We start from the raw sequence: 20,921 nt of genomic DNA on the forward strand, positions 1-20,921 counted from the left end.
TTTTTTTGTCGCTGTGCCGCCGCAGTCCACGGTTTGTTCGCTTGCCCAATGGGATGGGCATTGGTAAAGTTAGCCGGTTTTCTGCTCTTCCAAATTCTTAGGATTTCCCGTAGCCATGTTCAAAAAGCTCAGAGGCGTCTTCTCCAACGATCTGTCGATCGATCTGGGAACTGCCAACACCCTGATCTACGTGAAAGATCAAGGGATCGTCCTCAACGAACCCTCCGTTGTCGCCATTCGCCAAGAGCGCGGGAACGCCAAGTCGGTCGCCGCGGTAGGCCACGCTGCCAAGCAGATGCTGGGCCGTACTCCGGGCAACATTTCCGCCATCCGTCCGATGAAGGACGGGGTGATTGCCGACTTCTACGTGACCGAAAAGATGCTGCAACACTTCATCAAGCAGGTTCACGACAACAATTTCTTCCGCCCCAGCCCGCGTGTGCTGGTGTGCGTACCGTGCGGTTCCACTCAGGTTGAACGTCGCGCCATCAAGGAATCGGCCCTCGGCGCCGGTGCCCGTGAGGTGTACCTGATTGACGAACCGATGGCCGCCGCAATCGGTGCCGGCCTGCCGGTTTCCGAAGCGACCGGCTCCATGGTGGTGGACATCGGTGGTGGTACCACTGAAGTGGCCATCATCTCCTTAAACGGTGTGGTCTACTCCCAATCCGTACGTATCGGTGGTGACAAGTTCGACGAAGCCATCATCAATTACGTGCGCCGTAACTACGGCAGCCTGATCGGTGAAGCCACCGCAGAGCGCATCAAGCACGAGATCGGCTCTGCCTATCCGGGCGACGAAGTGCGTGAAATCGAAGTCCGTGGCCGTAATCTGGCCGAAGGTGTGCCGCGCAGCTTCACCCTCAACTCCAACGAAATTCTGGAAGCACTGCAAGAGCCGCTCTCCGGTATCGTCTCTGCCGTGATGGTGGCGCTGGAGCAGTCCCCGCCGGAACTGGCGTCCGACATCTCCGAGCGTGGCATGGTGCTGACCGGTGGTGGTGCGCTGCTGCGTGACCTGGACCGGTTGCTGATGGAAGAGACCGGTATCCCGGTGGTGGTGGCCGAAGATCCGCTCACCTGCGTCGCCCGCGGCGGCGGCAAGGCGCTGGAGCTTATCGATATGCACGGCGGCGACCTGTTCCACTACGAGTAACAGAAGATGAGCCGGCAATGCCGGCTCTTTTTTGGCGGCCCCTTCAAGCGTGGCGCCGGATATCCTGTGGTGAGCCCCCTCAAGCCTGGCTTGAATGCGCACCCGGCTACCGGCCTCTGAAATGATTTATGAAACCGATATTTGGTCGAGGCCCCTCGCTTCAGTTACGGCTTTTTCTGGCCGTTGTCATCTCTATTGCAGCCATTGTGGCGGATTCACGCTTCAATGTGTTTGAGCACGTCCGCGTCTATCTGGGTTCGCTGGTCAGTCCGCTGCAATACCTCGCCAATGCACCCGGCACCATGCTCGACTCCATGTCCGATCAGGTGCAGACCCGCGCCGATCTGATTGAGCAGACCAAGCAGCAGGAGAAACAGCTGTTTACCCTGCGTACCCGTCTGCTGCAGATGGAGCACCTCGAGCATGAAAACCAGCGCCTGCGTGAACTGCTCGGCTCTCCGGTGCAGAAAGAGTCGCGCAAAATGGTGGCCGAGCTGATTTCCGTCGACTCCGACCCCTTCAGCCACCAGATCCTGATCAACAAGGGCGCCCTTGATGGCGTCTATAACGGTCAACCGGTGATCAATGATCAGGGCGTCATCGGTCAGGTTCTGCATGTGGGCTCCACCACCAGTCGGGTGCTGCTGATCACCGACTCCAGCCATGGGCTGCCGGTGCGGGTGCTGCGTAACGACCTGCGCGCTATTGCAACCGGCAGTGGCGAGCTCGATAAGCTTGAGCTGCGTAACCTGCCGCGTAACACCGATATTCAGGTCGGCGATCTGCTGGTCACCTCCGGTCTTGGCGGCCGCTTCCCGGAAGGCTACCCGGTGGCGACTGTGACCCGCTCCGACTACGTGGAGGGCAAGCCCTTCGCCCAGGTGGAGGCCAAACCCTTGGTTCCGCTTGATCGCTTGCGTTACATGCTGCTGCTGTGGACGGACAAGCGCCCGGAGCTGCATGACGATGAAGCACAGGCGCCGAGCGCCAGCACGGCCGTGTCGGGTGCGACCTCGACCGCGGAGAAGAAACCCTGATGTTGCAACCTGCTAGTGGCCGGCTGTGGATTTGGCTGACGATCCTGCTGGCCCTTAGTCTCTCCATTTTGCCGTTGCCGATTCAGCTGGCCCCGTTTCGTCCTGACTGGTTGTCGATGGTTCTGCTCTACTGGGCGCTGGCGCTGCCGCACCGGGTCAATGTGGGCAGTGCCTGGGTGGCGGGTCTGCTGCTTGATGTGCTGCTTGGCAGTACCTTGGGGGTGCGGGCCATGGCCATGGGGATCACCGTTTATCTGGCGGCGTTCCAGTTCCAGAAGATTCGTAACTTCTCGGTCTGGCAACAGGCCCTGATTGTGGGTGCCCTGACCTTTGTGGGTAAGGCGACGGTGTTCTGGGCCGAGCATCTGTTTACTCGCGCCAACCTCAACTTTGTCTACTTCTGGTCGACCCTTTCCACCATGTTTCTCTGGCCGTGGGTGTTCCTGGTCTTGCGTCAGCTGCGCCGACGCTTCAATATCAAATAGTTATGAGCAACTTAACGCAACTGTACCTGGCCTCTGGCTCACCGCGCCGCCGCGAACTGCTGACCCAGCTGGGTTACCGCTTCGAGGTGCTGCGCTGTGACGTGCCGGAAGAGCGCCAAAGCGGCGAGAAGCCGCAGGATTATGTCTGTCGGCTGGCCCGTGACAAGGCGCAGGCCGGCTTGGCCGTGGCGCCCACTGTGCTTCCAGTGCTGGGCGCCGATACCATAGTGGTGTTGGGTGAGCGGGTGTTGGAGAAACCCTCCGACCTGCTCGATGCCAAAGACATGTTGGAGGCCCTCTCCGGTCGGGTACATCAGGTGATGACAGCGGTGGCGCTGGCGACACCGGAGCGGTGCGATGTGCGGCTGGTCACGACCAATGTGGCGTTTCGCAAGCTGGAAGAGTCCGAGATTGAAGCCTACTGGCAGACGGGTGAACCCTGTGACAAAGCGGGTGCCTATGGCATTCAGGGGATCGCTGGCAAGTTTGTCAGTCGCATCGAGGGGAGTTACAGCGCCGTGGTCGGGCTGCCCCTGCTGGAGACCGATCTGCTGATCAAGAGCGCGCTGGAGCTGCGCTGAACGTTTGCCGTATTGCGGCCAGGGATTGTGGCAGAGCGGTGTCTCCCCGAATACACGCATCAGGAATGGTGACTTATGTCCGTAGAACTGTTGATTAACGTGACCCCCTCCGAGACGCGGGTCGCCCTGGTTGAAAACGGCCAGCTGCAGGAAGTGCACGTGGAGCGCCAGGCCCGGCGCGGTATCGTTGGCAATATCTACAAGGGCAAGATCAGTCGGGTACTGCCCGGTATGCAGGCCGCTTTTGTCGATATCGGCATGGACAAGGCGGCGTTTTTGCACGCCTCCGACATCGTGCCGCACACCGAGTGTGTGGCGATCAAGGAGAAGGAGCAGTTCCAGGCCGGCAACATCGCCGAGCTGGTACGTCAAGGGCAGGACATCATGGTGCAGGTGGTAAAAGATCCACTGGGTACCAAGGGTGCCCGCCTGACCACTGACCTGACCCTGCCCTCCCGCTATCTGGTCTTTATGCCCGGCAGTGCTCACGTCGGGGTCTCCCAGCGTATCGAATCGGAAGAGGAGCGTGAACGCCTCAAGAACGTGGTCAGCAACTACGTTGACGAGCTCGGTGGCTTTATCATCCGTACCGCAGCCGAAGGGGTGGGTGAGCAAGAGCTCGAGCAAGATGCCGCCTTCCTCAAGCGTTTGTGGCGCAAGATCCTCGAGCGCAAGCAGAAATATCCGCCGTGCCGGGTCATCTATGAAGATCCCAGCCTGGCGTTTCGGGTGGTGCGTGATTTTGTCGGCACTGAACTTGATAAGATCCGGGTCGATTCACGCCAGAGCTTTGAGGCGCTCAAGCGCTTTTGCGAAGAGTATGTGCCCGAGCTAGCGGACAAGGTCGAGTATTACCCCGGCGAGTCGCCGATCTTTGACATGTATGATGTGGAGAACGAGATCCAGCGCGCCCTCGAGCGCAAGGTGGAGCTCAAGTCCGGCGGCTACCTGATTATCGATCAGACTGAAGCGATGACCACGGTGGACATCAACACCGGCGCCTTTGTCGGCCATCGCAATCTGGAAGAGACCATCTTCAACACCAACATCGAGGCGACGGCGGCGATTGCCCGGCATCTGCGTCTGCGCAACCTCGGTGGCATCATCATCATCGATTTCATCGACATGCAGTCCGAGGATCATCGCCGCCGGGTGCTGCACAGCCTCGAATTGGCGCTGTCCAAGGATCGCGCCAAGACCAACGTCAATGGCTTCTCCCAGCTCGGTCTGGTGGAGATGACCCGCAAGCGTACCCGCGAAAGCCTCGAGCATGTGCTGTGTTCCGAGTGTCCGGAGTGCAAGGGGCGTGGCCGGGTCAAGACGGTCGATTCGGTCTGCTACGAGATCCTGCGCGAGATCATCCGTGTCAACCGTGCCTACGATGCCGACCAGTTTACCGTCTATGCGGCGCCGGCAGTTGCCGAGTTCCTGCGCGGCGAAGAGTCGCACAGTCTGGCCGAACTGGAAGTGTTTATTGGCAAGCAGGTGCGCGTGGTCAGCGAGCCGCTCTACAGCCAGGAACACTTCGACGTGGTGATGATGTAAGTGGTTCACCGCTGGTTGAGCCGGGCCTGGCTGGCCCTGGGTGTCTGTCTGGTGCTACTGGCCGTTGCGATTACGGCGGTGCGCTATGGTGGCCCCCTGCTCAACCAGCATCGTCAGGCGCTGCTCAATCGCCTGTTTGGCAGTGAACTGGGCGTGCATATTGACGAGGTCGGACTGACCTGGGTTGATCGCGCGCCAGCCCTCTCCCTGCGTGGTTTAAGCGTGAATCCGTCCGGCAGTCGTTATCGGCTGCTACTCGGTGAAGCGCAGATCCGCCTCGACCTGTGGCGCTCTTTGCAGCAGCAGCAGGCCATCTTTCGCCGACTCGATTTCAGCCGGCTCGATCTGACGCTCGATCTGACCCAGCCTGCCGCCGCATCGTCCGACCAGCAGTTCGATACGCTGCTCGACATGCTGCTCGGGCGCTTTAGTAACTTCACCCTGCACGACAGCCGGCTACGCCTCAAGACGCCGCTGGGGGATCTGACCACCCTGAGCATTGCCGACCTGCGCTGGCAGAACCGCGGCGAGCACCATCAGGGGGTCGGCAAGGCCTATCTGGTGGAAGGGGTGCGTAACAGCACCCTCGATCTGGTGATCGATCTGCAAGGGCCCAGCCGCCGCTGGGCCGATCTGGAAGGGAAGTTCTATCTGGCGGCGCGCCACCTCGATCTGGGCCCTTTGCTGGGCCGGATGCAGGCTGGCAAGTCCAACATTGATGGCCAGCTCGATCTGCAGCTGTGGAGCGAGCTCAAGGGCGGTCAATGGGGCGAAAGCCTGCTGAAATTTGGTAACAACTACCTGATCTGGCAAGAACAGGAGTCGATGCACCGGCTCGGGCTCGACGGTGGCCAGATCCAGCTGCGTCGTGATGGCGATGAGTGGCAGCTGGCCAGCTACGACGTGCAGTTCAAGCTTGATGGCCGCACTTGGTTGCAGAGCCAGATGCAGCTGGAGCGTATCGGCTCGCGTATTCAGGGCGCCATTCCGCGCATCGAGCTCGACAAGCTCTCCCTGCTGGGCCAGTTGGTCAGCGGGCTCTATCCCGATTTCTCCCGCACTCTCGGCGCCATGCAGCCGCACGGTGTAGTCAGTAATCTGCAACTGACCGCTGATGCCGACTGGAGCAACCTGCAGGTCAGCGGTGAACTGGAGAAGGTCGGCGGCAATCCGTATCAGTTACTGCCGGGTGTGCAGGCACTCGATGGCGAGTTTTGGATCACCCCGGAAGGCGGCAGCGTTGAGCTGCGCCTGGGCAAAGATCGTATCGATACCGGCGGTCACTTCAAGCAGCCGATTGCCGTAGATCGCTTCAGTGGCCGGCTCGACTGGTGGCGTCAGGATGACAGCTGGAGCCTCTATGGGCAGGACATTGCCCTCGATAACGCCGATTTAACGCTCGATACCCGCTTTCGGCTCGATCTGGCCAATCAGCCGTTTCTGGCGCTGACCGGCTCGGTGGATCTGAAGAATGCCGGTCATGCGGATCGCTACTACCCGCTGCAGGCGATGGGGATGCCGCTGGTCGATTATCTGAGTGGCGCTCTGAAAGGGGGCCACGCCAAGCACGCCAGCCTGCTCTGGTATGGCGCCTTTGCCGATTTCCCTTATGCCAAGGGCGAGGGGATCTTCCAGGCTGCGGTGCCGCTTGAGCAGACTACCTTCCAGTTTGATCCCGGTTGGCAACCGCTGACCGACATGCAGCTCGATCTCCTGTTTGAAAACGCCTCGCTGGATATGCAGAGCCGCTCGGCGGTGCTGGGCAAAGCCACATCAAGCCGCATTCATGCCCGCATTCCCTATCTGGGCGAAGGGGCGCACCTGTTTATTGATGCTGACGTTGCCGGTGATGGCCGTGATGTGAGCGATTACCTGATTAACTCGCCGCTGCACGGCTCGGTAGGCAAAGCGCTGACCGAGGTGCAGGTGACCGGCCCGCTGACCGGTCTGGTTGGCCTCGACATCCCGCTTGATGGCGAGAGTGAGGTGAAGGTGGGCGGTGAAGCCCGCTTTGAGGGGAGCAAGGTTAAGCTGGCCTCTTTGGGTCTGCCGCTAGAGCAGGTGCATGGCGTGCTGAGCTACGATAACGAGAAAACCGGTTTTAAGGGGCTCAAGGCCCAGCTGTTTGGCAACCCGGTCACCCTCGATTACAGCGGGCAGACTCGCCCGAATGGCTATCAGGTTAATGTAGGGGTCAATGGGGAGTGGTCGTCGGCGCGCACGACCTTAAGTGCGCCCGGGCTGGAGGTGCTCTCTGGCAAGACCCGCTGGGGCGGCAAGGTCGCGGTCAGCTTGCCACAAAATGCCCCCTTCTCGTTTGACGTGGATCTGTCGAGTGATTTGCGTGGTATGGCGCTCAATCTGCCGACGCCCTTGGCCAAGGGCGAGGGCGGTAGCCTGCCGCTGCGGGTGACCGCGCGCGGCCGCGATGGCGGCGCCGATCTGCACGGCGTGCTGGGGATGGATACGGATCTGGTGGCGCGCCTTGAGTATGGCGAGGGTCCGGCGCACCTGTCCCGGCTACGGGTGGACGTCGGGCAACCTGGTACTCGCAAGGTGCGCGAGGCGCCAATGGTGCTGACTATCAGCCAGAACGAAGCTGATGTGGGGGGCTGGCTGAGCAAGCTGTCCGATTGGCTGCCCGAACGCAGTGATGCGGCGCCAGCGTTGGTGGGGGTGCCGTTCCTGCCTGCCCCTTGGTGGGTCGATGGTCATATCAACCGGGCCAAGATGGGCTCGGCCACGCTCAAGGCGGTGCAGTTCACCGTGGGCCCGACCAAAGAGGCTACCGAAGTACTGATTGAAAGTCCTGAGGTGCTTGGCGTGGTGCGGGTGCCGCTTAAACCGCGTCAACCGGTAGAGGCGCAGTTTGGTCGTCTGCACTGGTCCGGTTCGAGTGAAGACTTCAAGGGGCAACCCGATAATGCGCAGGAGCTCTCACTGCTGCGTGCGATGCCTTGGCTGCGCTTCACCTGCGCCGATTGCCGCTTTGGTGATATTCCGCTCGGGCAGATCAAGGGTGAGCTCAAACCCGGCGCCAATCGGGTGGAGCTGGATAATTTCAGTGCGCTGCTGGGGGGCTCAACCCTCAAAGGCAAGGCGTTGTGGCGCGCCGAGGACAACCTGATGCAGACTCGTCTGGAAGGGAAAATCGAGACCAACAACAGCGAACTGCTGCTGCATCGTTTTGGTTATGTCTCGCCCATCAGCGATGCGCCGGGCAAGGCCGAATTTGTGCTGGGCTGGGATGACGTGCCCTGGCGTCCGAGCCGTGCCGGGCTCGGTGGGGAAAGCAACATCAAACTCGATGGCGGCACCCTGCGCGAGGTCAATGACCGTGGCGCCCGGATCCTCTCGCTGCTTAGCTTCGATTCGCTGGTGCGTAAACTGCGGCTCGATTTTCGCGATGTGTTCGACAAGGGGCTCTATTTCGAGTCAATGACCGGCAGCTTCAAGATAAGCCACGGCCTTATCGACAACCGTGACTTCTTTATGAAGGGGGCGGCTGGCAACCTGCGTGGCGAAGGGATTGCCGATCTGGTGCGCTGGAATGTGGATTATCAGCTCAGCTTCTCGCCCAATCTGGGCGGAACCCTGCCGGTGGTGGCCGCTTTCTCGCTCACGCCGTTGACCGGACTCTATGTGTTTGCCCTCTCCAAATTGCTCGAGCCGGTGGTTGATGTGGTGACCCGCATCGATTTTCGGGTCGAAGGGCCACTCGATAACCCGCACCTGAGTGAAGCCGGTCGCAGCAAGGCCCGTATCAAGCTCAACGCCGAGCAGCAGAAAGCTGCAGCGCAGGCTACCCCGTTGGCACCCGCCAACCCCTGATGACGCTCACACCGGAGGTGATGATGATTCGCCATATACTGCTTATCGAGTTCAAACCGGATACTAGTGCCTCTCACATTGACGCGGTGCGCCAGGAGTTCCTCTCCATGCCCAAACGGGTGGAAGGGGTCATTGCGGTGGAGTGGGGCGTGGGGGACAGTCCGGAAGGGCGCCACGATGGGTACACCCATAGCGTATTGATGACCTTCGCCGACGAGGCCGCCCGTCAGCGCTACCTGCCCCATCCCGAGCATGATGCCCTCAAGGCCGTATTTCGCCCGGTGATGGCGCGCGCCATCGTCTTTGATTACACCCTGAAATCCGGAGAGGTTGGGGTGAGCTGATGAGCGATTCTCGCTGGGCCGCTGTGCCACCGCTGCAACGTGCTCTGTTGCAAACTGTTGCGGAATATGGGAACAAGCATCCCGCCATAGCGGCTGGCGTTGTGGTTGGATCGCTTGCCAAGGGAAAAGCAGACCGAGTATCGGATGTCGACGTCTTGCTGCTGGCCGAGCCGGGTTTTCATGCCGAGGGGGAAGAACTGGTACGGGCCATTGTGGGTGAGCGGGCGGTTTTTCATTGTTGGCAAGGGCGGCATTCAGAGGTCGCCTCGTATTGGCGTTATATCTTTCTGGATATGACCAGTATTGAAATCCATATTGCTGATCGCACAGCCGATTTCCCACTTGCCAAGCCTTATCTTCCCCTTTTTGATAAAAGCAATATCTTGTCTGTGCTGGAGGTAGAAGGTCCGGCGCCCAGCCATTGGGATTTCCCCGCGTACATGGGGGAGGGTAACGGTCTGGTTTGGGAGTTGTTTGACTGTCTCAAATGGGCTCAACGAGGTCAGCGCGCACTGGTCAGGCACCATCTGCGTAAACTGTTGGCCTGCATGGAGCAAGATCCGGATATTGTGGATCCTGATTAACAGGGACAAGGAGCAAGTTATGTGGCTAGCCGCACTACAGCTGATCTCCGGGCGCCGCTGGCCCGAGAATCGCGATCAGATTGCCAACTTGCTGGCGCAGTTGCCCGCCGAGCGACCGCTGTTGGCACTGCTGCCGGAAAATTTCGCCCTGTTTGGTGAGCGGCAAGGTTATCTCGATGGTGCTGAAGTGCCAGGTGATGGGCCAATCCAGCATCAGCTGGCCGAGTGGGCCCGTCACTATGGCATCTGGCTGGTGGCCGGCGCCATGCCGACCCGCATCGACGGCGAGAGCCGAATCCACACCAGCTCTCTGGTGTTTAACCCCGACGGGAAGTGCTGCGGTCTGTATCACAAGCTGCATCTGTTTGATGTGGATGTAGCCGACAGTCATGGCCGCTATCGGGAGTCGGAGACCTTCACCGCCGGCGAGCAACCGGTGGTGGTGGATTCCCCCTTCGGCGCGCTGGGGCTCTCCATCTGTTATGATCTGCGTTTCCCCGAGCTGTATCGCACCCTAGTGGCGCATGGCGCCAAAGTCCTGCTCGTGCCGGCAGCCTTTACCCGGGCCACTGGCGCGGCGCACTGGGAGCCTTTGCTGCGGGCACGCGCCATTGAGAACCAGTGCTGGGTGGTGGCCGCTGGGCAGGGGGGAGACCATGAAACGGGCCGGGAAACCTACGGTCACAGCATGATTATCGACCCCTGGGGTCGGGTGGTGGCGTGTCAGGAGTCGGGCCCGGCCGTGGTGATGGCCCCCTTCGATCCGCAGCATGCCACCCAGCTTGCGGCGCGCATGCCGGTTTTGCAGCATGCCCGCCTGATGAATCTGAACGCCGAGTGATGGCGATGGAGAGAGCATTGAGTCTACTTGAACAGGTTAGTGCGTCCCTGCTGGCCCCCCATGATCTGGATACCGGTCGGTTGGAAGGACTGCTCGGCAGCCTGATGAACCACCGCATCGATTTTGGCGATCTCTATTTCCAGCGCAGCTGGCATGAGTCGTGGATGTTGGAAGATGGCATCGTCAAGGATGGCAGCTACAACATCGACCAAGGGGTGGGGGTGCGTGCCGTCAGCGGTGAGAAGAGCGGGTTTGCCTACTCCGACGAGCTGAGTCTGGCGGCGCTGCAACAATCGGTGATCGCCGCCCGTGGTATTGCCGCCAGTGGTGGTGAAGGGCGAGTTCAGGCCTGGCAACGCACCGAGACTGGTTTGCTCTATCCGGCCAGCGACCCACTCGAAAGCCTCGGTAAACAGCAGAAGATCGCTCTGCTTGAGCAGATGGATCGCTTTGCCCGTAGCCTTGACCCGGCTATTACCCAGGTGATGGCGTCGATCAGCGGCGTGTATGAAGAGGTGCTGGTGGCCGCCACCGACGGCACCCTGGCGGCTGATGTGCGCCCACTGGTGCGCCTGTCGGTAACGGTGCTGGCCGAGCGTGGCGGACGTCGCGAGCGTGGCAGTGCAGGCGGCGGTGGCCGCTTTGGTTACGACTGGTTCCTTGAGCTGGAAGGGGACGAGAGCCGCGCCCTGGGGTATGTGCGCGAGGCGGTGCGTCAGGCGCTGGTCAACCTCGAGGCGATCGATGCCCCGGCCGGTACCATGCCGGTGGTGCTCGGGGCTGGTTGGCCCGGCGTGCTGCTGCACGAGGCGGTCGGTCACGGTCTGGAAGGGGATTTTAACCGCAAGGGCTCTTCGGCCTATGCCGGTCGCATCGGCGAGCGGGTTGCCTCGAGCCTGTGCACCATCGTCGATGACGGCACCCTGGCCGGTCGGCGCGGCTCGGTCACCATCGATGACGAAGGGACGCCCGGTGGTTACAACGTGCTGATTGAAAACGGCATTCTCAAAGGCTATCTGCAAGACAAGCAGAATGCCCGTCTGATGGGGGTGCCGCTGACCGGCAACGGCCGGCGTGAATCCTACGCCAGCCTGCCGATGCCGCGTATGACCAATACCTACATGCTGGCCGGCGAGAGCGATCCGCAGGAGATTATTGCCTCGGTCAAACGGGGTATCTATGCCCCCAACTTCGGTGGTGGTCAGGTGGATATCACCTCCGGCAAGTTTGTGTTCTCAGCCTCTGAGGCTTACCTCATCGAGGATGGCCGCATCACCGCCCCCATCAAGGGGGCGACCCTGATTGGCAACGGTCCCGAGGCGATGAGCCAGGTCTCCATGGTCGGTAACGACCTGCAGATCGACCGCGGCGTCGGAGTGTGTGGCAAAGAGGGGCAGAGCGTGCCGGTTGGTGTTGGCCAGCCTACGCTCAAGCTCGACCAGCTGACCGTGGGCGGCACTCAATAACGCCTTATCAAGAACGAACCACGCGACCCCGGCTTGTGCCGGGGTCTTTTTTTGATGTTTAACTCACTAATTTACAAGAAAAAACACGGGTTGATGTTTGTGGCCTCGGTGGTTAAGGTAAGCCCGCTTTTCAATACACGGGATAGATAACAATGAAAAAAGCAGTACTGATTGCTCTGTTCGGGCTCCCCCTGATGGCCAACGCTGGTCTGCTCGACTCGGTGACCCAGTCGGTGACCGACAATGTCACCTCCAGCGTCAAGCAAGCCGCTGGCAGTGCCAAAGAGAGCGCCATGAACAGCGCCTCCGACCTGGCGCTCAAGAGTGCACTGGGCATCAAGGAAGGGCAATCCAACAAGCAGGCCGTTGAGAGCAAGTTTGGCAAGCCGACCAAGCAGGCCACCGAAGCGGGTCTCGAGGTGTGGACCTACGATCTGAACGCCATCAAAACCGCACAGCCGACGCTGGAGCAGATCGCCAAGGATGCCTTCAAAGACACCGATCTGGCTAAGAAAGGCGTGGTCATCAAGTTCGACGGCGACACCGTCAAGAAGGTGGATATCGCTGCTCTGAGCGCCTAATGCTCAGCAGTCCCCATCCAAAAGGAGCCATAACGGCTCCTTTTTTGTTGATGAGGTGGTTACATATGAAGCTGATTTGGCTGGGTTTTGATTGGCTCTTTATGCCATTTTAATAATCAATATTGGCATAACCTGTCGCAGATATTGTTACTGCTGATTTATCTGACTATTGCGTTGCCACAAAACTGTCATGCTTGGTGACTAGGATGACGGCTTCCGACGTCAGCATGAGTCATGAAGGATGAACAGCCATATCGCCTCGCTGCCCGTTCCGGGCATGGCAACACCGCTTCACAAACCGGCTCCCCGCCGTTTCCGTTCCCTCAATGTCAAATTGCTGCTCTGGCTGCTGCTCACCGGTCTGGTGGGGCTGGTTGGGGGTGGATGTATTTCAGCTGTGATGGTCAATCGCTACCTCGACAGCGCCTTTCGTGATGACGCCGAGCGGGTGGCTGCCTTTGTCGAGGTGGTGGCACGTCAACCGGTGCTCACCTTTGATTTTGCCCAGATGACCGATCTTGCCAACGCAGTGACCGGCCTGCCGTCAGTGACCCGCATGGTGATTAGCGATCAGAATGACAAGATGCTGGCCGAACACGAGCGACCTGCCGCAGGTGGCGTCATTGAAAAGAAGGTGGCGCTCAAGCAGGAGAATGGGGCGGTGATAGGTTATCTACACCTCGACTTTGACCCATCAGGCACTCTTGCCCAGCGCAATCACCTGCTGGTGATTCTGGTGGGTGTGCTGCTGACCGTGTTGCTGCTGGTCTCGGTTATGGTGTTCTGGTGTGTGCGTGGTCTGGTGGTGCGGCCCATCAATCAGGTGGCCGCCCTGCTGGGCAGCATAGCCGGTGGCGGTGGCGATTTGACGCGGCGCCTGCCGGACTCACGGCAAGATGAGATTGGTGCGCTGGCACGGGCCTTCAACCGCACCATGGCAACCTTGAGCACCCTGATTCATGAGCTGATTGGCATCGGGCATCAGGTCAGCACTTCATCGGCGCAGCTGTGCGCTCAAGCCGAGCAGACCCAGCGCAATGCCAGTGGCCAGTTGGGCGAGGTAGAGCAGATTGCCGCTGCACTGGTGCAAATTTCGGCTTCGGCCGAGGCGGTCTCCCACAGTGCCGGGCAGACGTTGCAGGCGAGCGATCAGGCCAGTCAGGCGGCCGAAGGGAGTAGCCGGACTGTGCAGGAGAATGCCCGCGCCATTCACCAGATTGGCGAGGAGATGAATCAGACCTCAGTACGGGTGATGACGCTTAACGAGCACAGCAGCCAGATCGGGTCTGTGGTGACGGTGATCCGCGAGATTGCCGGGCAGACCAATCTGCTGGCACTCAATGCGGCTATCGAAGCGGCACGTGCCGGCGAGCACGGTCGCGGCTTTGCGGTGGTGGCTGACGAGGTGCGAACCCTGGCGCAGCGTACTCAGGACTCCACCCACGAAATCGAACGCATGGTTGAGGCGCTGCAGCAATCGACCGCCGAAGTGCACGGTTCGATAGCCCATAACCGGCAGAGCGCCGAGCAGGCCAATCAGGCCACCGCCACCATCGAGACCATGCTGACGGCCCTGACCGGGCAGATGCATACCATTAACGAGATGAATGCTCAGGTGGCGACGGCGGCGCAGCAGCAAAGCCAGGTGACCAGCGGCATGAACCTGCATGTGGCCAGCATGCAGAACTTGTCACGGGAGGTGGTCGAGCATAGCCGGGCGGCCGAAGAGATGGCCAGCCGCATGCGCAGCCAAAGTGCTGACCTGTTGGCAAAACTGGGGCAGTTTACGCTTTAGAGATGGGGGTGGCTTATAGCCACTGCAGCCCCTGATACGGCTGTTGACGCAGGGTATCCAGACGGCTTTGCAGCGAGCCGACGTGGATCTCCAGCTGATGGCCGTCGGGGTCGAGCAGATAGAGCGACTGCCCCTCGCTGCGATTTTGTTTCCACTCCCTGACGCCGGCCGCGCGCAGTGTGGCGCAGAAGGGGGCAAACGCCTCTTCGCTAACAGAGAAGGCCACATGGCTGTAGTCGCGCGCTGGCAGGCTCTGGTCACAGGAGAGACAGAGCCACAGCTCGCCCAAGCTTAAATAGGCACCGCCCAGCCAGCGTACATGGGCGGTAAAGCCGAGCAGATCCCGGTAAAAGAGCAGACTGCGGTCCAGATCGCCGGTCGCCAGCGTAATATGATTCAGTCCGGTTAACATCGCGTTGCCTCCCTTAATGGGTCAGCCACATCATCAGGGTGAGAAACCCGGCCAGGGCACTGCCGCCCCCGATAATCCAGTAATACCCCGTCAATCCCTGCTTGAGCGGAATCCTCTGCCAGATCAGAAACAGCGTCCAGCCAATGGCCAGTAGCAGGGGGAGAAGAAACAGTCGAGCCATGTGCTCCTCGCTGATATGCTGTCAGGTCTGTGTGTCACACGACATGGACTGTAACAATGAATCAACTGCAGATCACCGCCTTTGGCTCCCCTTCCGTCCTGCAACTGGCTGCTGTACCCGACACTGTTCCTGCCAAGGGGCAGGTTCGGGTGCGCGTGCACTTTGCCGGCGTCAATCCCATCGATGCCAAAACCCGGGCCGGTTTGGGCTGGGCCGCTGCGCAAAACAAGGATCGCCTGCCCTGGACTCCGGGCTATGACGTGGCTGGCGTGGTCGAGGCGCTCGGTCCCGATGTAGAGCAATTGAACGTCGGTGATCGGGTTTGCGGCATGGTGGGCTTCCCGCTGACCGGCGGCGCCTATGGCGAATCGGTGGTGGTCGCGGCCAGCGAGCTGGTGCGCCTTGCCAAGGTGGATCTGGACGTGGCGGCGGCCTTGCCGCTGGCCGGACTGACCGCCTGGCAAGGGCTGTTCGAGCATGGCGAGCTGCGCAAAGGGCAGCGAGTGCTGATCCTGGCGGCAGCCGGTGGCGTCGGTCACCTGGCAGTGCAGTGGGCCTGCGCCTGGGGCGCCGAAGTGGTTGCACTGGCTGGCCCCGATAACCATGGCTTTGTCGGCAGCCTTGGCGCGAAGCGGGTGGTCGATTACCACGACGCGAATTGGCCAGCGCTGGTTGGCAAGGTGGATCTGGTGCTGGATCTGGTGGGCGGTGAAAATGGCCGCAAGGCACTTGACTGTGTCGCAGCGGGAGGGCGTCTGATTACGGTGCCGACCATCACTGCCGAGCAGATCAAGACAGCCGGCGCCGAGCGCGGCCTTGAGGTGCGCGGCATGCTGGTGCATCCGGATCAGAAGCAGCTGGCACAGATGGTGACTTTGCTCGAAATGGGTGAGGCCCGCATCCAGATTGCCGGTGTGTTTGATCTGGCCGAAGGGGCGCTGGCCCATCAGGCGATTGAAAGTGGCCACACTCGCGGCAAATTGCTGCTGCGCATGAATACCCATGCCTGATCTGGCGCTCTGGCTGGGTGGGCAGGGACCGCTGGCACTGTTTGCCAGCGCCTTTGTCTCTTCCACCCTGCTGCCAGGAGGCTCCGAAGTGCTACTCGGCGCCATGGTGGCCCAGCAAGCCTGGTCCACTGCCTCTCTGCTGTTTTGGGCCACATTGGGTAATACGCTGGGCTCTATGACCACCTTCTGGCTGGGCTGGTGGGCGGCGAATCGAAAGCAGCCGCTGCGCAAAGCCGGACGGGGCGAGCAGACCGCCCTGCGCTGGCTGGAGCGTCATGGTCACTGGGCGCTGTTACTGGCTTGGACTCCTTTGGTGGGGGATGCCTTGTGCCTGTTGGCCGGATGGCTCAAGATGGCGCCACTGCGAGCATCTCTTCTTATCGCGGTGGGCAAGCTGGCCCGCTACGGCGTGATTGCCTGGCTGACCTTACGCCTTCTCTAAATCGTCTCTTCTGCGAGGTAATCGTGAATCGCACTCTCTCTTTTGTCACCGTTGCGGTGTGCTCGCTGCTGCTGGGCGCACCGGCGCTGGCGGCGCCGACTCTGGTTGGCGAACAACAAGCCGGTCAGGGAAAGCTGACTATCCCTTACCAGATGTATCGGCTGGATAATGGCCTGACCATCATCCTGACTCCCGATCACTCCGATCCCTTGGTGCACCTCGATGTGACCTATCACGTCGGCTCGGCGCGTGAGACGGTGGGTAAATCCGGTTTCGCACACTTCTTTGAACACATGATGTTCCAAGGCTCCAAGCATGTGGGCGATCAGGAGCACATGCGCATCATCAACGAGGCCGGTGGCAGTATGAATGGCGCCACCAGCCAGGATCGCACCGTCTATTACGAAACCGTGCCGGCTAACCAGCTGGAGAAGGTGCTGTGGCTGGAGGCCGATCGCATGGGCTTTTTGCTCGATGCGGTGAGCCAGAAAAAGTTTGAAATTCAGCGCGCTACGGTCAAAAACGAGCGGGCCCAGCGAGTGGATAACCAGCCCTATGGTCTGGTTGGTGAGAAGCTTGGCGAGACGCTCTATCCGCGCACTCATCCCTACTCCTGGCAGCCCATCGGCTATGTGCAGGATCTCGATCGGGTCGATGTGAACGATCTCAAGCAGTTCTTCCTGCGCTGGTATGGCCCCAACAACGCGACCCTGACGCTCGGTGGCGACTTTGATGTGAGCCAGGCGCTGGCCTGGATTGAGAAATTCTTCGGCCCGATCCCGCGCGGCCCCGAGGTGAGCAAACCGGCGCCGCAGCCGGTCACCCTGCCGGAGACCCGCTATGTGACGCTGGAGGACAAGGTTCACCTGCCGCTGCTCTACATCACCTATCCGACCGTCTCCTTTAACGATGCCGCCGAGCCGGCGCTCGATATCCTCGGCGATGTGCTGGGCGGTTCGGCCAGCTCCATGCTCTATCAGGCGCTGGTCAAAAGCGGCAAGGCGGTCGATGCGGGGGCGTCACACTCCTGCGCCGAACTGGCGTGCACCCTGAGCATTTATGCCTACCCCAATCCGGCGACCAACGGCAGTCTCAAGCAGCTAAAAGCCGACGTGGACAAGGTGGTGGCCCAGTTTGCCCAGCGCGGATTGCAGCCTGAAGATGTGGCCAAGGCGATCAGCAAATACCGCGCCGGCGTGGTATGGCGCATGGGCAGTGTCGAGGGCAAGGTCAACCAGCTCTCGCTTGGCCAGGTACTGGCTAATGACCCTGACTACATGCTGAAAAACCTTGATGCAGTCTCCAAGGTGACAGCGCAGCAGGTGAAAGAGGCCTATGAGAAGTACGTGGCCGGCAAACCGGCTGTGGTGCTGAGCGTGGTGCCGCGCGGCAAGAGCGAATGGCAGGCGAGCGTGCCCAACTTCACGCCGGCTGCTCGCCAACTGCCCGATTACAGCAAGCACGGTGAGTCGCTGCCGCTGCGGGTGGTGAAAGACAGCTTTGATCGCTCGGTGCAGCCCAAGGCTGGTCCGGCGGTCAAGATTAACGTGCCGACCATCTGGCATGGCCGCCTCGACAAGGGCATCGAGATCACCGGTACTCACAGCAGCGAGATTCCGGCAGTCTCCATCACCATCGCCCTGCCGGGCGGGCTGCGTGCTGAAGGGGAAGGGCAGCTGGGGCTGGCCAACCTGACCGCCATGATGATGGAGCAGGGGAGCCGCCGCCTGAGTGAAGCGCAGTTGAGTGACGAGCTGGAGAAACTGGGCTCGAACATCAGCTTCTCCAACGGCCAGTACAGCAACCTCATCTCTGTCAGCAGTCTCACCGACAAGCTGCCACAGACGCTCGCGCTGGTGCGTGAACTATTGTTCGAACCGGGCATGCGTGAAGAGGACTTTGCCCGCACCCGCGAGCAAATCCTGCAGATCATCCAGCAAAATCGTCAGCAGCCCTCCAGCATGGCCGGACAAGCCTTCCGTGAGCTGATTTACGGCAAAGCGTCCCGCCTGGGCTTGCCCGGAGACGGCACCTTGGCCGATGTGCAGAAGCTGACCCTGGCCGATGTGAAAGCCTTCTGGCAGCAAACCTACAACCCGGCCAATGCCAAGGTGGTGGTCGCCGGTGATGTGGACCAGAAGAGCATCGAGCAGCAACTCGGTTTCCTGACCCAGTGGCAGGGCGAGGCGGCCAAGTTCGGCAACCTCAAACCGAAGAGCAAACAGGCCAAACCGGGTATCTATCTGCTGGACAAGCCGGGTGCGCCGCAGTCGGTGATCCGCATCGGTCGGCGCGCCATGCCCTATGACGCTACCGGCGATTACTTCCGTAGCGGTTTGATGAACTTTAATCTGGGAGGCAATTTCAACAGCCGCCTCAACCTGAACCTGCGCGAGGACAAGGGTTATACCTACGGGATCAGCTCGGGCTTCCAGGCCAATCGGGACGCCGGTTTCTTCTCGGTCGGTGCCGATGTGCGAGCCAATGCCACGGTCGATGCCATTCGCCAGATTATGCAGGAGTTCAAAAAATACCGTTCACAAGGACCGAGTGCTAACGAGATGACCTACCTGCGCAGCGCCGTGACCCAGCAGGATGCGCTCTCTTATGAAACACTGGATCAGAAGGCTGGTTTCTTGCTGCAACTGGTGGTTTACGGGCTCGATCCCGATGTGGTGAACCAGCAGGGCAAGATCATCACCGACGTGTCGGCCAAGGATCTCAAGGCACTGGCCAATGAGTGGCTGGATCCTGCGAAGATGGTGATCGTAGTGGTCGGAGATCGCAGTAAACTTGAAAAACCGCTGAAAGAACTACATCTTCCTGTCTATCCGCTGTCGCTCTCTTCGGACAGCTTATAACAACCACCGGCTCCCTCCTCTGGGGGGAGCCCGGAATGAGCCGTGATTATGACCACCCAGACTCTCTCCCTGGACGAACTGCTGGCCGCCCTGAATACACCGGAACGCCTGCCTGCCCTCAAGGGAATGCGTCGTGGCATCGAGCGTGAAACCCTGCGGATCCAGCCCGATGGCACCCTGTCGCAACAGGATCATCCGCGCGCCCTTGGTGCTGCCCTGACCCATACCAGCATTACCACCGACTATGCCGAGCCGCTGCTGGAGTTCATCACTCCGGCGACAGATTCAATCGATACCCTGCTCGAGCAGTTGGCGGACATTCATCGCATTGCCGTGCGTGAACTGGGTGAAGAGCGGCTGTGGCCGCTCTCCATGCCCTGCTTCGTCGGTGATCAGGATGATATCCGGCTGGCCCAATATGGCAGCTCCAACATTGGCCGCATGAAGACCCTCTACCGGCAGGGCTTGAAGAGCCGTTATGGCAGCCTGATGCAGGTGATCGCCGGTGTGCATTTCAACTTCTCGATGCCGGAGAGTTTCTGGTGTGAATGGCAGGCCCTAGCCTGCAAGGATTGTTGCAGCCAGCGTTTTATCTCCGAGAAGTACATGGGGCTGATTCGCAACGTCTACCGCTTCGGCTGGCTGGTTCCCTATCTGTTTGGCGCTTCACCGGCCATCTGCAGCTCGTTCCTCAAGGGGCGTGCAAGCACATTGCCGTTTGAAAAACTCGGTAAGGGCACTCTCTATCTGCCGTATGCCACCTCACTGCGCCTGTCGGATCTGGGTTACACCAACAATGCCCAGGCCGGTCTCAAGATCAGCCACGACAGCTTGCCGGCCTATGTGGATAGCCTGCGCAAAGCCATTCGCACCCACGATGCCGGTTTCTCCCGCATCGGTGTGAAGGTCAATGGCGACTATCGCCAGCTCAATGACAACGTGCTGCAGCTGGAAAACGAGCTCTATGCGCCAATTCGGCCCAAACAGCCGCCGCGCACCGGTGAGAAGCCTTCCGATGCGCTGGCGCGCCGCGGTATTCAGTACATCGAACTGCGCACCGTGGACATCAACCCGTTCAGCCCGATCGGGGTCGATGCCGATCAGATCCGCTTCTTTGACATCTTCCTGGTGTGGTGCCTGCTGCGCCCATCCGCCCTGCTCGACGATGCCTCCATTGAGCGCAATCGTCGCAACCAGACCAAGGTGGTGCTGGAAGGTCGTCGCCCCGGCCTGATGTTGGAGAACGAAGCTGGCCCAATCAGCCTGCACGAGTACGGGCATGCCCTGTTTGACGAGCTGGCCAAGGTTGCTGCACTGCTTGATCGCAGTAACGGCCGCAGCCGTTATATGGCGACGCTCACTTCCCTGCGCCAGCGTCTCGACGATCCGGAGCTGACCCTGTCGGCACGGGTGCTGCGCGAGCTGCGGGAAAATAACCGTGACAACAGCAGCTTTGGCCGCGAGCTGGCCGCCCGTTATCGCGACGAGCTGCGTGGCAGTGCGCTGGAGTATTGGGATGAGGAGTATTTCGCCGGTGAAGCGCGCGACTCCCTGCTCAAGCAGCGTGACATTGAGCGCAGTGACACCCTGAGCTTTGATGAGTTTCTGGCCGATTACTTCGGGCAGACCCAGCCCGCCTGACGGCACCTCACCATAACAAAAGCCCCGCGATGTTGAACTGCACCCCAAAAGTTGGACGCAAATCCAACCTTTGGGGTATTTTCATGGCTAGGTATGACGAAAGTTTCAAGTTGACTGTAGTTCAAGAC

General features: G+C 60.3%; 18 protein-coding genes. 16 read left to right on the plus strand and 2 right to left on the minus strand.

Annotated elements, in window-relative coordinates:
- The first annotated feature begins 115 nt into the window (after positions 1 to 115).
- The 12 genes from BW958_RS18255 (at position 116) to BW958_RS18310 (ending at position 14,246) form a co-directional block, all read left to right on the plus strand.
- The gene (locus tag BW958_RS18255; RefSeq protein ID WP_076577335.1) at positions 116 to 1,156 is read left to right on the plus strand and encodes a rod shape-determining protein; all 1,041 of its coding nucleotides are present in this window, start codon (positions 116 to 118) and stop codon (positions 1,154 to 1,156) included.
- Between the two features lie 128 nt (positions 1,157 to 1,284).
- Entirely contained in the window at positions 1,285 to 2,193 is a 909-nt protein-coding gene (mreC, locus tag BW958_RS18260) for a rod shape-determining protein MreC (RefSeq protein ID WP_076577336.1), read from the plus strand.
- Positions 2,193 to 2,678 carry a rod shape-determining protein MreD gene (mreD, locus tag BW958_RS18265; RefSeq protein WP_076577337.1) on the plus strand — a complete coding sequence of 162 codons (486 nt, stop codon included), beginning with the start codon at positions 2,193 to 2,195 and terminating at the stop codon, positions 2,676 to 2,678. Before mreC ends, mreD begins: the two co-directional genes overlap by 1 nt.
- A gap of 2 nt (positions 2,679 to 2,680) precedes the next feature.
- Complete coding sequence (locus tag BW958_RS18270; RefSeq protein WP_076577338.1) at positions 2,681 to 3,259, plus strand: Maf family protein; 579 nt, start codon at positions 2,681 to 2,683, stop codon at positions 3,257 to 3,259.
- 75 nt (positions 3,260 to 3,334) lie between these two features.
- Positions 3,335 to 4,804, plus strand: coding sequence for a ribonuclease G (gene rng, locus BW958_RS18275; protein ID WP_076577339.1), 1,470 nt, complete (start codon positions 3,335 to 3,337; stop codon positions 4,802 to 4,804).
- Complete coding sequence (locus BW958_RS18280; protein WP_076577340.1) at positions 4,805 to 8,635, plus strand: YhdP family protein; 3,831 nt, start codon at positions 4,805 to 4,807, stop codon at positions 8,633 to 8,635.
- A gap of 23 nt (positions 8,636 to 8,658) precedes the next feature.
- The gene (locus BW958_RS18285) at positions 8,659 to 8,979 is read left to right on the plus strand and encodes a Dabb family protein (RefSeq protein ID WP_076577341.1); all 321 of its coding nucleotides are present in this window, start codon (positions 8,659 to 8,661) and stop codon (positions 8,977 to 8,979) included.
- Positions 8,979 to 9,563 carry a nucleotidyltransferase domain-containing protein gene (locus BW958_RS18290; protein WP_256702071.1) on the plus strand — a complete coding sequence of 195 codons (585 nt, stop codon included), beginning with the start codon at positions 8,979 to 8,981 and terminating at the stop codon, positions 9,561 to 9,563. The genes BW958_RS18285 and BW958_RS18290 overlap by 1 nt, the downstream gene beginning before the upstream one ends.
- Positions 9,564 to 9,582: 19 nt before the next feature.
- Positions 9,583 to 10,404, plus strand: a complete 822-nt coding sequence (locus BW958_RS18295) for a carbon-nitrogen hydrolase family protein (protein ID WP_076577343.1) — start codon at positions 9,583 to 9,585, stop codon at positions 10,402 to 10,404.
- A 17-nt stretch (positions 10,405 to 10,421) separates the two neighbouring features.
- On the plus strand, positions 10,422 to 11,870 hold the full coding sequence (gene tldD / locus BW958_RS18300; RefSeq protein ID WP_083687399.1) for a metalloprotease TldD: 1,449 nt from the start codon (positions 10,422 to 10,424) through the stop codon (positions 11,868 to 11,870).
- 152 nt (positions 11,871 to 12,022) lie between these two features.
- A complete protein-coding gene (locus BW958_RS18305) occupies positions 12,023 to 12,451 on the plus strand; it encodes a hypothetical protein (protein ID WP_076577344.1) in 429 nt (142 codons plus the stop codon).
- 241 nt (positions 12,452 to 12,692) lie between these two features.
- Entirely contained in the window at positions 12,693 to 14,246 is a 1,554-nt protein-coding gene (locus BW958_RS18310; RefSeq protein ID WP_076577345.1) for a methyl-accepting chemotaxis protein, read from the plus strand.
- A 13-nt stretch (positions 14,247 to 14,259) separates the two neighbouring features.
- On the opposite strand, the gene fos is transcribed toward BW958_RS18310, so the two are convergent.
- Together fos and BW958_RS20570 are read right to left on the minus strand one after the other, a co-directional pair.
- Positions 14,260 to 14,658, minus strand: coding sequence for a fosfomycin resistance glutathione transferase (gene fos, locus BW958_RS18315; protein WP_076577346.1), 399 nt, complete (start codon positions 14,656 to 14,658; stop codon positions 14,260 to 14,262).
- A 13-nt stretch (positions 14,659 to 14,671) separates the two neighbouring features.
- Positions 14,672 to 14,839, minus strand: coding sequence for a hypothetical protein (locus BW958_RS20570; protein ID WP_179078880.1), 168 nt, complete (start codon positions 14,837 to 14,839; stop codon positions 14,672 to 14,674).
- Between the two features lie 56 nt (positions 14,840 to 14,895).
- On the opposite strand from BW958_RS20570, the gene BW958_RS18320 reads away from it, so the two are divergent.
- From BW958_RS18320 to gshA, 4 genes are read left to right on the plus strand one after another with little or no spacing between them, the layout of a single operon-like run.
- Entirely contained in the window at positions 14,896 to 15,849 is a 954-nt protein-coding gene (locus tag BW958_RS18320) for an NADP-dependent oxidoreductase (RefSeq protein WP_076577347.1), read from the plus strand.
- On the plus strand, positions 15,842 to 16,291 hold the full coding sequence (locus BW958_RS18325; protein WP_076577348.1) for a YqaA family protein: 450 nt from the start codon (positions 15,842 to 15,844) through the stop codon (positions 16,289 to 16,291). The genes BW958_RS18320 and BW958_RS18325 overlap by 8 nt, the downstream gene beginning before the upstream one ends.
- Positions 16,292 to 16,314: 23 nt before the next feature.
- Positions 16,315 to 19,152 carry a M16 family metallopeptidase gene (locus tag BW958_RS18330; RefSeq protein ID WP_372630082.1) on the plus strand — a complete coding sequence of 946 codons (2,838 nt, stop codon included), beginning with the start codon at positions 16,315 to 16,317 and terminating at the stop codon, positions 19,150 to 19,152.
- Positions 19,153 to 19,200: 48 nt separating this feature from the next.
- Positions 19,201 to 20,793, plus strand: coding sequence for a glutamate--cysteine ligase (gshA, locus tag BW958_RS18335; protein ID WP_076577349.1), 1,593 nt, complete (start codon positions 19,201 to 19,203; stop codon positions 20,791 to 20,793).
- Positions 20,794 to 20,921 lie beyond the last annotated feature (128 nt).

The sequence above is a fragment of the Aeromonas sp. RU39B genome (assembly GCF_900156095.1).
Classification (GTDB): domain Bacteria; phylum Pseudomonadota; class Gammaproteobacteria; order Enterobacterales; family Aeromonadaceae; genus Aeromonas.

Coding starts and splice junctions, on each gene's coding strand:
- gshA (WP_076577349.1), top strand. CDS start 19,201: ATGACCACCCAGACTCTCTCCCTGGACGAACTGCTGGCCGCCCTGAAT.
- rng (WP_076577339.1), top strand. CDS start 3,335: ATGTCCGTAGAACTGTTGATTAACGTGACCCCCTCCGAGACGCGGGTC.
- BW958_RS18320 (WP_076577347.1), top strand. CDS start 14,896: ATGAATCAACTGCAGATCACCGCCTTTGGCTCCCCTTCCGTCCTGCAA.
- BW958_RS18270 (WP_076577338.1), top strand. CDS start 2,681: ATGAGCAACTTAACGCAACTGTACCTGGCCTCTGGCTCACCGCGCCGC.
- BW958_RS18290 (WP_256702071.1), top strand. CDS start 8,979: ATGAGCGATTCTCGCTGGGCCGCTGTGCCACCGCTGCAACGTGCTCTG.
- mreD (WP_076577337.1), top strand. CDS start 2,193: ATGTTGCAACCTGCTAGTGGCCGGCTGTGGATTTGGCTGACGATCCTG.
- BW958_RS18325 (WP_076577348.1), top strand. CDS start 15,842: ATGCCTGATCTGGCGCTCTGGCTGGGTGGGCAGGGACCGCTGGCACTG.
- BW958_RS18310 (WP_076577345.1), top strand. CDS start 12,693: ATGAACAGCCATATCGCCTCGCTGCCCGTTCCGGGCATGGCAACACCG.
- BW958_RS18255 (WP_076577335.1), top strand. CDS start 116: ATGTTCAAAAAGCTCAGAGGCGTCTTCTCCAACGATCTGTCGATCGAT.
- BW958_RS18305 (WP_076577344.1), top strand. CDS start 12,023: ATGAAAAAAGCAGTACTGATTGCTCTGTTCGGGCTCCCCCTGATGGCC.
- fos (WP_076577346.1), bottom strand. CDS start 14,658: ATGTTAACCGGACTGAATCATATTACGCTGGCGACCGGCGATCTGGAC.
- mreC (WP_076577336.1), top strand. CDS start 1,285: ATGAAACCGATATTTGGTCGAGGCCCCTCGCTTCAGTTACGGCTTTTT.
- BW958_RS18285 (WP_076577341.1), top strand. CDS start 8,659: ATGATTCGCCATATACTGCTTATCGAGTTCAAACCGGATACTAGTGCC.
- BW958_RS18295 (WP_076577343.1), top strand. CDS start 9,583: ATGTGGCTAGCCGCACTACAGCTGATCTCCGGGCGCCGCTGGCCCGAG.
- BW958_RS20570 (WP_179078880.1), bottom strand. CDS start 14,839: ATGGCTCGACTGTTTCTTCTCCCCCTGCTACTGGCCATTGGCTGGACG.